The organism is Rhodococcus sp. 05-2254-5 (genome assembly GCF_002258575.1).
In the GTDB taxonomy this organism is placed as follows: Bacteria; Actinomycetota; Actinomycetes; order Mycobacteriales; family Mycobacteriaceae; genus Rhodococcoides; species Rhodococcoides fascians.
In genome coordinates this window covers 88,203-100,471 of sequence record NZ_NOZG01000031.1, presented here as the reverse complement: position 1 = coordinate 100,471, position 12,269 = coordinate 88,203, and the positions used below count along the sequence as shown (strand labels likewise).

Here is a 12,269-nt window from a genome sequence, read left to right as displayed (position 1 = left end):
GTGACCGCAGCGGTGATGCAACTGGCGTTGTTCGGCGACGACACCGACGCCGCTGAGTTGCAGTCGGTTCGCCGGGTGTGGCGACCGTTGCAAGGGCCGTTGACCGCCAAGACGGTGGCACGGTTCTGGACGAAGGTCGTCAAAACTCCGACGTGCTGGTGGTGGCGTTCAGCCGTCAGTTTTCCTGATTCCTATGGGAGGTTCACCTTCACCGACGGCGACACACCACGCACGTTGTCCGCGCACCGGTTCGCTCTTCTGCTCGAATACGGCGACCTCGATGACGGGATCGTCGGCGAGCACGACTGCGACGAAACACTGTGCGTGCGAGTGGCCGACGGTCACCTCAAACGCGGCACCCAGTCGGCGAACCTCGCGCACGCCGTCGCAGTCGGCCGGCACATCGGACCGACACCGGCAGGCGGGGATCCACGCGGACGCTACGGGCGCGCGATCGCGATCCGCGACGCACTCGAAGACGGCTACGACGAACCGCGACTGCGGGCCGCTCTCGCCGGCCACAGCTTCGACGCCCAAGCACCACCAACACTGTTCTGATACGACAACGACGACGTTGTCGGCGGCGAGCTGTAGAGATAGATCCATCAGGCTTCGGGCCGCTGCACCGCCCCGGTGAGAGCAGTCCTCAACGATAGGGACTTCGAGATGACGCTCTCCTCGCTCTTCACCGACGACGTCGGACCGCTCCCCCTGCTCGCTGTCGCCGGTGCTGGACTCTTGATCTGGTACGTCCGGTACCTCGGCGAGAACGACCCCGGATGGAAGGGTTTCGTGGCAAACATTCTCACCGTCATCGGTGTCGGCGCGTACCTCGTCGTTCTCGCTGTCGTGTTCGGCGCGTTCATCGCGGTGATCGGCGCGTTCATCGCGGTGATGCTGTTCATGGTTCCCCTGTTCGCACTCGGCGGTGCCAGCGGAGTCGATGACCGCAGAGCCCGTCGCGGGTACTACCGCGACCGGTACGACAACGATTACTACTGACCCTCCGACACGCACGAACAGTCTCTGTGCACGTAGTGCACTCGGGCGATGCTCAGCCGGTGCAACAGCGGTTGTGCAGTCGCTGCAACGGTCACGTGCGGATCGTGTGCACCGCGTCCCGACACCGGATGCAACGGGCACAAGGTTTGAGAGAGAGCGTCGCCTGTGTACGCGGCCCGGGTACAGCGTGAGCGATGAATGCGGATAGTCCTGACGCACGACCGCAGCTGTCGGTCGAGGAGATCTTCGAGCGGCATGGCGAGTGCAGACGCCGACTCAGTTCGTCGTGCCGTGCATCCAGGCAATGACGTCGAGGACTCGTAGCGCACTGATCTCGTCGGGCAGTCCGGCCTTCGCCCGAATCGAACGCAACCGCGCGTCGAGTGCTCCGCCGTCGGCACGCAGCGCTTCCCGAATGGGGTTCAGATGCAGTGCCTTCGTGTCCAGCACACGTCCGACGACCACGTCGTAGATCGGCACGAGACGGGGACGTTTGCGGGCCATCAGCTTCGTAGCGATGGTGCGGCCGATGTCCCCCACGCTCCGCAATTCGTCCTCCAGACGCCACAACGGTGCCTCCGACGTGAACGGTTCGGTCTCATCGACGAGGTCGCGGTCGGGGCCAACCGACTCCAGGAGTTCGGTGAATCGGTCGACTCGGGTGACGAGCAGATCGCGTGCCGCGTTTGCCGTGACCGCAACCGACAAGAAGGTGACCGCAACGAGGTCGTCGGCGGTGAATCGGTTGCTGTCGGCGACGCGGTTCTGCGGTGCCCAGCTGTCGAAGTACGCGCCGGTGTAGCACCCGGCATCGAGGTAGGTGCCGCCGTAGTACCGACGCAGCAGAGCGACCGCATCGTCGTCGGAGTCGGCGATCAAGGGCGGTGGAAGAGTGACACTCATAGCGGTCGATCGTGTCAGACAACGGTGGTGTCGACGTCGGGTTCCGGGTGGGGTTCGATGCGCTCCATGCTGTTGATGATCAGCGCGGTGCGCTCCGGCGGGCCAGACACACATGCGGTCGCAGCGATCGGGCCCGCCGTCTCGACGCACGATCGGCCGGTGTGTGCGAACGCGCGCGGGAACATCCAGAAGTCGATCGAATCGTCCAAGTCGACGAGTCGCCCCATCGCCCACTGACCTGTCTGCTCATTCGTCTGCACTGTGACGTCCTCGAGGGTGCCGTGCACGACGACGTGCGTCCCGTTGGGGACATCGCCGTCGAGCACCTCCCGCACTCGCACGAGAGGCTGCGGTGTGGCGGCGTGGTCGTTCGGCATGGTCCCCAGGCTTCCACCAGGCTCCGACACGAATGTGGCGTTGTGAGGCCGACGGCTCCGATGTGGCCTGTCAGCGGCGGGCGCGCCTGGGGGGGTCGAGCTACGACTCGGTGCGATCGGGTGCGGTGGTGGCGTCGCAGATCCTGTCGTCTTCACCTGCGTACCGGAAGGTGCGTTGACCTGTCGAGACCATCCTGGGCGTTCGCCGTCGTCGGCAGGTGGGTCGAACGTCCGCTCGTCTGCCATACCGCCAGTTTCTCGTCTGCCACGACCGATCTCGGGCGGCGTCGACGCGGTGATGTGACCGGGGGAAGGTTCAGAGGTAGAGCAGGTTCATCTCGCCTGTTCCGTCGAATCGTTCGAGGCTGTCGAGGACGCCGTTGAAGTTCGCGGTCCGGCATCGTCCGAGGCCGACGATGAGTGCGAAGTTGCCGTCGAGGGTGACCAGATACGACGGGGCGCAGCCGTTGTCGGGTGAGACGTGTTCGCGGGCGTCGAGCAGTGCGTAGCGGACGGCGTCGGCGGCTGCTCTCTTGGCGGTGGCGAGGTCCGGCTCGGCTCCGGATGCGGTGATGATCTCGGGGTTGTTCTCGGGGCGGGTAGTGACGGTCCAGGTGATCATCGTCGGTGTTCCTTTCCTCGCGCTGTCGTGGGCGGGCCGTGTAGGACTGGAGCCTCGCACGGCGAGCGCAGCGAGTCGGGCGAGGCGACCGCCATTGTCGGTCGGGTGTGGAGTGCCGGCGAAGCTGTGGATAACGACGTTCGGCCCCGCGGTGCGGGGCCGAACGTGTGGTATAGGTCAGGCGTTGTCGAATGCGTCGAGAATTCTGGTGGGGTCTCGGCGGAAGCGGCCGCCGTCGACGAATACCCCGACCGCGGTGCGGTGAACGCGGCGCAGCTCCTCCATGAGGGTGTCGTAGCCGACGCGGTCGGTGATGCGCCAGGTGATCGGGCCCATGTGCAGGTCTGCCCAGTGGACGGTGCGGCGTTGTTCGGGGACGTAGCGGCTGTGCGCGACGACGGAGTGTTCGGGGCCGCCGAGCCACACGACAGATATCGCGGCGGCACCGAATTGTGTGCCGGGTTGCGCCGGGTGGGGGGCGTGACCGTCCACGCCGACGAGTGAGCCTCGGACGGAGGCGAATCCGGCGATGAGGTCGCAGACGGCTTCGGCGCTGCGGAAGGTCATCATCACGTGCCCGAACGCGACGATCATCTGCGCTTCGTCGGTCGCGGCCGCAGTGACGGTGATAGTGGCGGTCTGTGGGCCGGTGACGATCGCGGTGGTGTGGGTGACGATGGCGGTGGTCCGCGCGTTCTGCGCTGCGCTGGCTCGGCGGCTGGGTCTGGTGGTGTTGCTCGACATGGTGACCTCTCCTGGAAAACGGTGGCCGGACCTTCGCCCTGCCAATTTCTTTTGCCGTGGTGGCTTGAGGAGAGGGCTCAGCGCACGGGGCGGCGGGTCAGCCGGTGGGCCGGAAAGTTTTCAGCCGAAGGCGTTCTGAAAAGTTTTCGGAGCCCTTGGGCCGGCGCAGCCGCCATCGGTTGATGCGCCGGCACGGGTGATGAACACTCGGAGAAGCCACAACGTCACAAGAAATTGATTTCTTCGATGCGGACGAAGCGCAGCGGAGTTCGATTCGGCGGCGGCCCGCAGGGTCGCGTGTGGCCCGCCAGGGCCTGCCCGAGGACTGCACCGGCCACCACCGGCGAGACGGCCGACGCCGCCGGGGTTCGGCGCTCCTGCAGCGCGGTGTGGGGTACGGCTCGCACGGTGACTGTGCGGGAGCGACGAAACGGAACCACGCTCGATGTCGCGGTAGCTCCGATCTTTTCGGTGTGTCCGACGGTGGTCGGGTGTGCAGTTCCGGTCTGGGCGGATTCGGTGTGGATCGTTTAGACTTTCGATCAAGTTCGAGCGTCGATGAGGGTCACGTTCGAGCGCGCCCCACCCGTACCGATTCACCCAGCACTGCGTTCACCGCACTGTGGGTTGTGTGGCTCTGTGAGCGATCGGTACCTGTCCGGTGGGGATTTCCGCGCACCGAAACTGGAAGGCCCTCACCATGTCTGTCTCTCCTGCTGTCGACAAAGACACCGCTCTGGCGCGCGCACGCGCCGCGATCGAGAACCGCACCAAATACATCGAGTCCCTTTTCGACGCCGCCCAGGCATCCGCTGATGCGCGCGAGAAGGTCGCCGAGGCGACTCGCGCCGCTGAACGCGCGAACGCCGAACACGCTGCCGCGTACAAAGAAGCGATCGATGCCGGGTGGACGGTTGCCGAACTCACCGGAAGTGGTCTGACTGCACCGACACCGGTCGGCAAGAAGCCATCCAAGCCCTCTGCCAGGCGCAGCTCCGGTCGCGCTACTGCGCGCCGCCGAGTAGGTGCCGAGAACACCGCCGGCCCCGACCGGCAACACGACGATGCGACCTCGCCGACTGCACCCGGAACGCCGAGCGAACCTGAGTCCTCGCCCGCGCACTGACCCTGCTGCCCTCGCACCACCCGCGCACCGGCACCGGTCGCGGATCCCCCGTGCCCTCGCACGCTCGACACATCTCGCGTGCGGGCGCACCCCATCACGTCTAAGGACCACACACATGACCCAGCCCGGATTCAACGTCGAAGTAGCCTCCCTCGACCGCAACGGCGACCCCGGTTTCGTGCACTACCGCGGCGCGTTCTACACCTCCCGTTCCGCCGCACAGTTCGCACTCACTCAAGCAGCAGCACTGGCAGACACCTACGAGTTCGACACCGTCTCCGTCGTCATCGACGCAGTCGGCGAGGGCACCTCACGCCGTGATGTCGAGTTCATCGGCACCCCCGGCGAACTCGCCGCCGACCTCACCGCACTCCCGGACTACAAGAACGGTGTCCTGCGCACCGTCATCCCCGCACCACGCAACGTCACCGCGGCAATTGCCGCGATCGTCGAAGCAACACCGCCGCTACCCGACTCGGCGGTCGACGGCCCCGACGCCGTCGCAGTTCTCGACGTGGAGGTGTACTCGGTCCGGCCCGGCCCGATCCCGAACTCGCGCACCGACGTCGGCGCGTACACACCCGAGGACGCGCACCGCATCGCCGAGCAGCTCGCGGCAGATCTCGGCGGCTCCATCGAGCCGATGCGCAACGAGACGGTGCTGCGCGTGACCCACACAGCGGACGTCTCCGACACCGACCGCATCGCCGCCGAACGGTCCGTGCAGGTGCGGAACCTGCGGGCGAACCTCTCCGTCCTCGACCCGGTCGCCGACGCCGAACACATCACCGCCCTCGCCGCCGACCTCGACGAGCTGCGAGCTCGATCGACGCCGGCCGCACGCCCGGACAACACCGCAGCTGTGTCCGCGTCGGTATCGACGCCTTCGCTGGCGAACGCAGCGGACGTCGAACGCTCCTCGACACGTCCGCGCGGGTTGGTCACTCCCCCGACCGGACGCTCGTCCAGAGCGGCACAGGCCACCTCGTCCACGCTGCACACCGCCCCTGCTCCGACACACACAGCGGCGATATCGCGGTCGGCCGATCACGGTCTCGGGTGACCACCGACCACCAGATCCCCACCGCAGAGAAGGGAAGGGCGGCACCGACTACCTCGGCCCTCGCAGCGCTCCGACGAGCTCGGCGACGGTAAGCCTGCGTTCCGGCTCGACGGCGGCGACCTCGGCGCGGTCCTGGCGTTCGAGGCGGTGCTGTGGAACGAACCGATGACCGGCGTACTCCGCGAAATCCACATCACGCCCGGCCGCGTACGCGTGGTCGTTCTTCAGACCGAACAGCAGAAGGGCCTCTACCCGCGATACACATCCAGCGGCGATCCTGATGCGCCGTATCTGGCCGACTACGACATCAACTTCGGCGACGAGGTCCGGATCGGCGATCGCCACTGACACCGCTCGTCCGGCTCAGCTCGGCCGTACACGCGAGAAAGGCACCCACACAGCCGGTGTGGGTGCCTTTGTCGATCGGGCCGGGTTGGGTTGGGCGCGCGGTCAGCGCTGCGGGTGCGGCGCGGTGCCGGGTGCACCGAAGATCCCAGCCGAGCGTGCCCATGCGGTCAGGGTGCGGCGTTCGGCGTCGGTCGTCTCGTCGGCGTGGAGGTAGTCCCACTCCTGCAGCGCATCGAGGTCGCGGGCGTCGGCTCCGACGTGTCCGCACCACCACAGATACGCCCCGATCGGGGACTCCACCTCCGGCCCGTGGGAGTCGACACCGCGGGTGTCCCGTTCGTTACGGGGTCCGGTGCGGGGACTGTCGAGGGTCACTGCCCTGCCCGAAACGTGTTGAGCCGCCGCCACAGTGCTCGTTGAGCGCGTCCGTGCTCCACGAGATGTTCGAACAGGTACTCCTCCGGTAGCTCTTCGGCGGCGTGGACGATGGCCGTTGCCACGGTCCGGTAACTGCGTCGGTAGGACTGAGAGAGAACGATGTCGGCGTAGTGGACGGCGGTGAAGCCGTCTGCCCCGGCGGTGATGACCTCGTTCAAGCGGCGACGCAGGGGCGCGTCTTTGGCTCCGCCGGATCCGGATCGCATGAAGGCTGCGGTGACGCTCGCCGGGTCGTAGGGTTCGCCGGCCAGGGCGAGACCGGCAATCACGACGAACATTCGCCGGTATGCGACGTCGTCGAAGTCGTCGGCGGTCACGATCGCGGTGATGCGCAGGTCTTCGGCGGACACTCCCCCGGTGTGGGCGCTCCACATCAGGGCGCACAGCAGCAGTGCCTCGGGGTCGGTGGACGGCTCGTGAGCTGTCTCGTTGTCGACGGCAGTGTCGTCGTCGACAACGGCGAGGCTGCGAACGACACGCTCGGGCTCGTCGGGCGGTGGAACTGCACTCAGTGGCGTCATCGTCGGGCTCGTTCTCGCAGGTCGATCTCGAACAGGGTCAACGGAGTGGTCGGTCAGGCCGCGGTGAGCTTGTCGATGGCGTCGATCCGAAAGCCGGACCAGTGGGTGTTCTCGTCGACGACCACGACGGGCATCTGCCGGTAGCCGAGTCGGTCGGTGACGAACTCGCGGGCCGCTGCATCTTCGGTGACATCGACGGTTGTGTAGTCGATCCCGTGCTTGTTCAGGCGTCGTTTTGTTTGATCGCAGTTGTTGCATTCGGGTTTCGTGTACACAGTGATCGACATAGCTCACTCCTCGCGAGAATTGTTCCGATATGTCGATTTTACCTCAAATTGCCCCGATTATCCATAGATAAAGCGAGGCATTTTAACTCGAATATGTTGGCGCGCAATAGATTACTGACTGACCAGAAGTTCGCAATTACGTCGGTTGCGTTTCCTTATCGGCGTCCAGCTCGGCAGCGGCGAGCACCTCGAATATGTCGATCTGGCCTGCGGTCTCGGCCATCACCGCACGCCCAGCTCGGGGCGGGTGATGGACTGCACGGCGAGGGAGAGTCGTACATCGCCGGCGTCGACGACGAGCGGGTGGATGCGGCTGTACCAGGCACCGGGTGCGTCGAGGAGGGCGGTGACCTCGACGCGGCCTGCGGGTGCGGTGCGGTAGCCGAGAATGTCGATGATCGTTCCGTCGAACTGGGTATCGAGCGAAATCAGTTTCATTCCAACTCCTTTGAGACGGCGGCGCGCGGGCGTGGTGGATGCGGCCAGGGTGGCGGTCATGAGTACTCCCAAGGTCGGGCGGAGAAAGACTTCAGCGACGACGGTCGCGGGCCGTGCGCAGGCGCTCAGGAAGGCAAGGTCTGGCAGTCGGCGCATTCCCAGCGCCCGGCGGTCGAGGTGCAGGTCCGTCGCTCTTCACAGAGCCAGCAGATCTGGTTGCGCTTGCGGGTCGACACCTGTTGCGCGGCAGCCACGGTGGCGGCCTGTGCGCGGTACTGCTCACGGGTGCTCGCATCACGGACAGCGAGGTCGGCGCGGACCTGCTCCGGATCTACGGCCAATCCGCCGGTTCGTACGTTCAGCATGTCCCCGAACGCTGCGCGGCAGGACTGACACACATCGCCTGGCGTAGCGACCGGAACAGTACACCCGGGCAATGCGCAAGACGTGAACAGCGTTGCCTGCCAACCGTATTCGATCTCGCCGGTGCGTGTCGATGTCATACCCAAACCATACAGCGTCACGCTGTATGGTTGCAAGGGGTTCGGCGGAGTACTTACAGCGTGGGGCTGTAAGGTGCGGGTATGTCGACAATCATGCTCGTGCGGGGATCGGAGGAACCGTGACCGATACCGAATTGACCCTCTCGGAGGTTCTGGCACTGATCGAGGCCTCGACCGGGAAAGCGATCGCGTCCTCAACGTGGCGGTCATACGTCGCTCGTGGCCAGGCCCCGAAACCTGCCCGCCACCTCTCGCGCACTCCGCTGTATTCGCGGGAGGACATCGAGGCGTGGATCGCAGGCCGACCCGGCAGTGGTGCACGAACCGACCTGTACCCACGCTGATCGCCGTTCGGCGTTCCCGGTTCACCCCTGCGCGCGTCAACATATCTTGACGAACCAGAAAGGCCCCGGCCATCGGCGTGATGGTCGGGGCCTTCCTGCCGTGCTGGTTGCGACGCTCCAGCGGATGGTTAGGCGTCGTCGTCGACGGCGGCGTACGCGGCGTCGACGGTGATGTTGCCGATCGCGGCCTGCTCCACCGGGGTCAGGGTGTGCCCGCTGTCGGCGAGGAAGGTCAGGTAGCTGTCGATGCCGACCATGCCTCGGTAGTGCTTCGAGGAGAACCGCCAGTAGTCCTTGGCGTCCTGCGGTCCCGTCAGGCGGGCCTCGAACGCGGTGAGCACACGGGCAAGCAGCAACACCTCGGCGCGAGCGGGCGTGGCACCGGTTGCCTTACGGTCGACCTCGCCCAGCGGTGAACCCATGATCTCGCCGTACCGCTCCGAGCACTTGGATTCGGTGAACACGTCGCCATGAGCCGCCAGCGCGGTCACCATCCACTTGGTGGCGTTCTTCGGGGCGGTCTTGCCTGCGAGCAGACCGGTGAGGAATGCACGTCGGGCTTCGGTGGCGGTGGCTCCGGCACGGTTGAGGGCTTTCACCTTGCGGCGTTCTGCGCGTTCGGTCTCGATGCGTTCGGCTTCGGCGCGCGCGGCTGTGCGCTGCGCCGGGGTCAATCCGTCCTCGGCGTCGCCGCCCTCTGCGCCGACGGCGGCGATCTTCTCGGGTGCGAGTTCGAGGCCGGCCGCAGACACGTGGTCGTGGCGCAGGAAGAACTCGCACCCCCAGGCGGTCACTTTCTCGACCGTGTTCGCGTGCCGCAGCTCCTCGTACGCCTCGGCGGCGTCGTCGTCCTCGGTGTCGAAGTCGATGTCGTCCTCGGCGACTTCCTCGCGGGTCGTCTTGTCGACCCAGACGGTGCCGGTCTCGTGGACGTAGACGTGCCACAAGTGCGGTGCGTGCTCCGGGGCGTCGGCCGGGACTGCCGCGCCGTCGGCGGTGCGCAGGTCCGCGAGTGAGTACCACTCCCCCTCGCTGGTGGACGGTTCGTCGTGGAGCAACGTGAAGCCGAGTGCGATGTAATCGGCTGCGGCGAAGGTGGTCTCGGCGCGTTCGTCGATGCGGCGCTGGAGGGTGGCCAGGCGGTACTCGAAACCGAATCTGTTGTCGAAGATCTGCTCGATTGCCTCGGTGATCCACGGCTCCGCCTGTGCGGCGGCTTCGAGATCAGCAAGCAACGCAGCCCCTTCGAGGGTGAGTTGCCGGTCGTCGAGCTGGCGGCGAGCGCGCTCGGATCGTCCTGCTCGACCGGCCTTTTCGACGTACGACTTGGGGACGTGCAGTGCTGTCGCGACCTTCTGCACGTTCAGGCCCAGGTCGAGCAGGCCCGTGACGGCGGCGGCGCGTTGCCCGGTGGTGAGGTCTTCGCGCTGGTCGTTGGATACGACCTGCTCGGTGATGCGTTCGATCCCTGCGGCCTTCTCGTCGTCGGACTGCTCGCGCACCATCACCGGTATCGAGGTGAGACCGGCTTCGCGGGCCCCGAGAGTTCTGCGCTGTCCGTCGTGGACGACCAAGGTTCCGTCGGCGCGGCGGACCGCCGAGACCGCCTGGAGGACACCGTGGGCGGCGATGGAGGCGACGAACTCGGGGTCGGCGGTGATGTCTACGCCGTCGCGGACGTTGGCGGTGATGTCGAGGGCGTGCGGGTCGGCGTCGACGAGGGTGTAGCCGGTCGAGGTCGGTGCCGATTGTGCAGCCATGGTGGTGGTCATGATCGTGGTCTCCCTGGTTAGTGTGTGCAGGTGAGGCACCGGGCAGATATCAGCTGCCCGGTGCCCGTTCGCAGGTGGAGGGTCGAGCGAGGGTCAGCGGTCGGCGGTCTTCACGACGGGTAGTTCCCAGATCGGATCTTCTGCACAGGGGTCGCTGATGTCGACCCATCGCCCGGTGACCGCGTATCCGCGACGGGCGAGCAGGACCTGCGCCGTGTCCGGGGTCCAGTCCATCGGTGCGTGCTTCTCGATGCCGGGCGCGTCGATGTATTCGACCTCGATGCCGCCCCGTCGGATGGACACTCCCAGGCCGCGTTCGGGGCGTTCGTCGCCGTATTCGGAGGTGACTGCCGTGAGGTTCTGCTCGGTTTCTCCCATGCCCCAACCTTACAGCGTCACGCTGTATTGTCAAGTCCTGCAACGGTTTTCGATTCCTGTGCGAATCCGAGCGGTCTCGTTGCGGGCGTCGAACGGCGGCACCATACCCACTCGATTCGCCTACAGCGCAGGATGATCGAGCCTGCGGCTCACGCCGGGTCGGTGCGGCGGGTGGGGTTCTCGATACGGGGGCGCAGGTTGTAGGTGTCGTACCACTGCTGGGCGGCTTGCTTGCTCATGCCGAGGATCTCGCCGATCTTCGACCATGGGACAGGCCGCTCCTGGGTCCGGAGGCGTCCGATGATGGCGTAGCGGTCGGCAATCATCGTCGAGGCGAGGAAGGCGTTGATCTCGAGTGCGTCGACATCGGAGACCGCGTCGTCCATGCGGCGTTGGGCGTTCACGGTCCACGTCCCGGCGTCCTTGCGCCCCTGCTCGTGGACCATCTCGGCTAGGTCGACGTCGACGAGAGCGTCCTTGTATTGGACGTAGAGTTCGGTCAGCTCGGTCGGGGTGAGGACCTTCTCCGATTCCATAACGTCAAGATATCTTGACGTATTCTGTCCGTCAACATATCTTGACAATTAGAGCGTGCTTCAGCTGACTGGGGTTGCGGCTTCGGCGGGGCACCACTGTTGATGGAGGCGAAGGAATCCCTTGCCGTTGCCGATCGGTATATCGAAGCTCAGACAGCAAATCCACTGTCCACGAGCGGTTTTCGCCCACGCATGAAGCAGTCCGGGCGATTTTGTATCCATCGCGAGTCCCTCCGAGCGGACCTTGAGAGGCGTCCCGTCGCGGAAGGATCCTCCGGACGAGCCTGCCACGGTGAGCGCTATGTTTTGTGCACGGATGGACAGATGTCCACGTACTGTTGCCCACCATGCCGAAACCTGGTTGGCGTGTTTGTATCACTCCACACGAGTTGGTGCCGCGGCCAGCGGTTCCGGACACAAATTTGGAGTGGCCTGGGTTCGCGCGGCCAGAGTTGGTGGCCGGCACGCCGTTCCTCATCGACCCGGTATTCGAGTACGACGTCGAACTAAATGCCTTCTTCAGATCAGTCGATATGCAGACGAAGGCGCGCAACACCCAGGTGGGCTACGCCCGCGATCTAGCCGCGTTTTTGAACTTCGTTGCTGTCTCACGAGACAGAACTCGTTGGCGCGACGTCAACGAGGCTGACCATCTGGCGTACTGGCGCTGGCGCAGGATCGACCCCCAAGGGCCGCACATACAAGGTGCGACATGGGACCGAGAGGTTGCCGCAGTCGACAAGTTCTACCAATGGCAGGTCCGCGCGGGCCACATATTGACAAACCCTGTGCCGCACAGAGTTCGACAGCCAACACCGTTCGGCGCGGGCTTCGTCCGTCATGACTCTTCGACCACAACACCGGCAA

General features: G+C 65.6%; 19 protein-coding genes and 1 pseudogene. 7 read left to right on the top strand and 13 right to left on the bottom strand.

Features of this window, described 5'->3' with window-relative positions:
- Together CH278_RS23875 and CH278_RS23870 are read left to right on the top strand one after the other, a co-directional pair.
- Positions 1-558, top strand: a complete 558-nt coding sequence (locus tag CH278_RS23875) for a hypothetical protein (RefSeq protein ID WP_052057159.1) — start codon at positions 1-3, stop codon at positions 556-558.
- A gap of 108 nt (positions 559-666) precedes the next feature.
- On the top strand, positions 667-1,002 hold the full coding sequence (locus CH278_RS23870) for a hypothetical protein (RefSeq protein WP_032386848.1): 336 nt from the start codon (positions 667-669) through the stop codon (positions 1,000-1,002).
- 276 nt (positions 1,003-1,278) lie between these two features.
- On the opposite strand, the gene CH278_RS23860 is transcribed toward CH278_RS23870, so the two are convergent.
- The 5 genes from CH278_RS23860 to CH278_RS27795 all read right to left on the bottom strand — a co-directional run bounded on the left by CH278_RS23860 (position 1,279) and on the right by CH278_RS27795 (position 4,055).
- Complete coding sequence (locus tag CH278_RS23860) at positions 1,279-1,905, bottom strand: DUF6308 family protein (protein WP_094622998.1); 627 nt, start codon at positions 1,903-1,905, stop codon at positions 1,279-1,281.
- A 14-nt stretch (positions 1,906-1,919) separates the two neighbouring features.
- Positions 1,920-2,282, bottom strand: coding sequence for a hypothetical protein (locus tag CH278_RS23855; protein WP_094622997.1), 363 nt, complete (start codon positions 2,280-2,282; stop codon positions 1,920-1,922).
- Between the two features lie 316 nt (positions 2,283-2,598).
- Positions 2,599-2,904 (bottom strand): hypothetical protein, encoded by a 306-nt coding sequence (locus CH278_RS23850; protein ID WP_032386844.1) that lies wholly within the window; start codon positions 2,902-2,904, stop codon positions 2,599-2,601.
- A gap of 177 nt (positions 2,905-3,081) precedes the next feature.
- Positions 3,082-3,648: a hypothetical protein gene (locus CH278_RS23845; protein WP_094622996.1), complete on the bottom strand. Its 567-nt coding sequence runs from the start codon at positions 3,646-3,648 to the stop codon at positions 3,082-3,084.
- A gap of 224 nt (positions 3,649-3,872) precedes the next feature.
- A complete protein-coding gene (locus CH278_RS27795; RefSeq protein ID WP_143536297.1) occupies positions 3,873-4,055 on the bottom strand; it encodes a hypothetical protein in 183 nt (60 codons plus the stop codon).
- A 293-nt stretch (positions 4,056-4,348) separates the two neighbouring features.
- On the opposite strand from CH278_RS27795, the gene CH278_RS23835 reads away from it, so the two are divergent.
- From CH278_RS23835 to CH278_RS23825, 3 genes are all read left to right on the top strand, one after another.
- The gene (locus CH278_RS23835; protein WP_094622994.1) at positions 4,349-4,774 is read left to right on the top strand and encodes a hypothetical protein; all 426 of its coding nucleotides are present in this window, start codon (positions 4,349-4,351) and stop codon (positions 4,772-4,774) included.
- A 115-nt stretch (positions 4,775-4,889) separates the two neighbouring features.
- On the top strand, positions 4,890-5,837 hold the full coding sequence (locus CH278_RS23830) for a hypothetical protein (RefSeq protein WP_094622993.1): 948 nt from the start codon (positions 4,890-4,892) through the stop codon (positions 5,835-5,837).
- Positions 5,838-6,002: 165 nt separating this feature from the next.
- Complete coding sequence (locus tag CH278_RS23825) at positions 6,003-6,185, top strand: hypothetical protein (protein WP_143536296.1); 183 nt, start codon at positions 6,003-6,005, stop codon at positions 6,183-6,185.
- A gap of 102 nt (positions 6,186-6,287) precedes the next feature.
- Here CH278_RS23825 and CH278_RS23820 read toward each other — a convergent pair whose 3' ends face one another.
- The 5 genes from CH278_RS23820 to CH278_RS28090 all read right to left on the bottom strand — a co-directional run bounded on the left by CH278_RS23820 (position 6,288) and on the right by CH278_RS28090 (position 8,234).
- Complete coding sequence (locus CH278_RS23820; RefSeq protein ID WP_032386838.1) at positions 6,288-6,560, bottom strand: hypothetical protein; 273 nt, start codon at positions 6,558-6,560, stop codon at positions 6,288-6,290.
- Entirely contained in the window at positions 6,557-7,144 is a 588-nt protein-coding gene (locus CH278_RS23815) for a DnaB-like helicase N-terminal domain-containing protein (protein ID WP_094622992.1), read from the bottom strand. The genes CH278_RS23820 and CH278_RS23815 overlap by 4 nt, the downstream gene beginning before the upstream one ends.
- Positions 7,145-7,197: 53 nt before the next feature.
- Positions 7,198-7,431, bottom strand: coding sequence for a glutaredoxin family protein (locus CH278_RS23810; protein ID WP_094622991.1), 234 nt, complete (start codon positions 7,429-7,431; stop codon positions 7,198-7,200).
- A gap of 222 nt (positions 7,432-7,653) precedes the next feature.
- Positions 7,654-7,869, bottom strand: a complete 216-nt coding sequence (locus CH278_RS23805; RefSeq protein WP_143536295.1) for a hypothetical protein — start codon at positions 7,867-7,869, stop codon at positions 7,654-7,656.
- Positions 7,870-7,994: 125 nt separating this feature from the next.
- Positions 7,995-8,234, bottom strand: coding sequence for a hypothetical protein (locus tag CH278_RS28090; protein WP_256984009.1), 240 nt, complete (start codon positions 8,232-8,234; stop codon positions 7,995-7,997).
- A gap of 257 nt (positions 8,235-8,491) precedes the next feature.
- Between CH278_RS28090 and CH278_RS23795 the strand changes: the two genes are divergently transcribed.
- Complete coding sequence (locus CH278_RS23795) at positions 8,492-8,716, top strand: helix-turn-helix transcriptional regulator (RefSeq protein ID WP_094622989.1); 225 nt, start codon at positions 8,492-8,494, stop codon at positions 8,714-8,716.
- A gap of 128 nt (positions 8,717-8,844) precedes the next feature.
- Here the strand turns inward: CH278_RS23795 and CH278_RS23790 are convergent, their stop codons facing one another.
- The 3 genes from CH278_RS23790 to CH278_RS23780 form a co-directional block, all read right to left on the bottom strand.
- On the bottom strand, positions 8,845-10,488 hold the full coding sequence (locus tag CH278_RS23790; RefSeq protein WP_094622988.1) for a ParB/RepB/Spo0J family partition protein: 1,644 nt from the start codon (positions 10,486-10,488) through the stop codon (positions 8,845-8,847).
- 93 nt (positions 10,489-10,581) lie between these two features.
- Positions 10,582-10,866 (bottom strand): hypothetical protein, encoded by a 285-nt coding sequence (locus CH278_RS23785; RefSeq protein WP_094622987.1) that lies wholly within the window; start codon positions 10,864-10,866, stop codon positions 10,582-10,584.
- A gap of 149 nt (positions 10,867-11,015) precedes the next feature.
- On the bottom strand, positions 11,016-11,402 hold the full coding sequence (locus CH278_RS23780; RefSeq protein WP_094622986.1) for a hypothetical protein: 387 nt from the start codon (positions 11,400-11,402) through the stop codon (positions 11,016-11,018).
- A gap of 347 nt (positions 11,403-11,749) precedes the next feature.
- On the opposite strand from CH278_RS23780, the pseudogene CH278_RS28085 reads away from it, so the two are divergent.
- Positions 11,750-12,160, top strand: a pseudogene (locus CH278_RS28085) (site-specific integrase); the annotation flags it as partial.
- Positions 12,161-12,269: the final 109 nt, after the last annotated feature.

Coding starts and splice junctions, on each gene's coding strand:
- CH278_RS23870 (WP_032386848.1), top strand. CDS start 667: ATGACGCTCTCCTCGCTCTTCACCGACGACGTCGGACCGCTCCCCCTG.
- CH278_RS23860 (WP_094622998.1), bottom strand. CDS start 1,905: ATGAGTGTCACTCTTCCACCGCCCTTGATCGCCGACTCCGACGACGAT.
- CH278_RS23855 (WP_094622997.1), bottom strand. CDS start 2,282: ATGCCGAACGACCACGCCGCCACACCGCAGCCTCTCGTGCGAGTGCGG.
- CH278_RS23850 (WP_032386844.1), bottom strand. CDS start 2,904: ATGATCACCTGGACCGTCACTACCCGCCCCGAGAACAACCCCGAGATC.
- CH278_RS23845 (WP_094622996.1), bottom strand. CDS start 3,648: ATGTCGAGCAACACCACCAGACCCAGCCGCCGAGCCAGCGCAGCGCAG.
- CH278_RS23835 (WP_094622994.1), top strand. CDS start 4,349: ATGTCTGTCTCTCCTGCTGTCGACAAAGACACCGCTCTGGCGCGCGCA.
- CH278_RS23830 (WP_094622993.1), top strand. CDS start 4,890: ATGACCCAGCCCGGATTCAACGTCGAAGTAGCCTCCCTCGACCGCAAC.
- CH278_RS23825 (WP_143536296.1), top strand. CDS start 6,003: ATGACCGGCGTACTCCGCGAAATCCACATCACGCCCGGCCGCGTACGC.
- CH278_RS23815 (WP_094622992.1), bottom strand. CDS start 7,144: ATGACGCCACTGAGTGCAGTTCCACCGCCCGACGAGCCCGAGCGTGTC.
- CH278_RS23810 (WP_094622991.1), bottom strand. CDS start 7,431: ATGTCGATCACTGTGTACACGAAACCCGAATGCAACAACTGCGATCAA.
- CH278_RS23805 (WP_143536295.1), bottom strand. CDS start 7,869: ATGAAACTGATTTCGCTCGATACCCAGTTCGACGGAACGATCATCGAC.
- CH278_RS28090 (WP_256984009.1), bottom strand. CDS start 8,234: ATGCTGAACGTACGAACCGGCGGATTGGCCGTAGATCCGGAGCAGGTC.
- CH278_RS23790 (WP_094622988.1), bottom strand. CDS start 10,488: ATGACCACCACCATGGCTGCACAATCGGCACCGACCTCGACCGGCTAC.
- CH278_RS23785 (WP_094622987.1), bottom strand. CDS start 10,866: ATGGGAGAAACCGAGCAGAACCTCACGGCAGTCACCTCCGAATACGGC.
- CH278_RS23780 (WP_094622986.1), bottom strand. CDS start 11,402: ATGGAATCGGAGAAGGTCCTCACCCCGACCGAGCTGACCGAACTCTAC.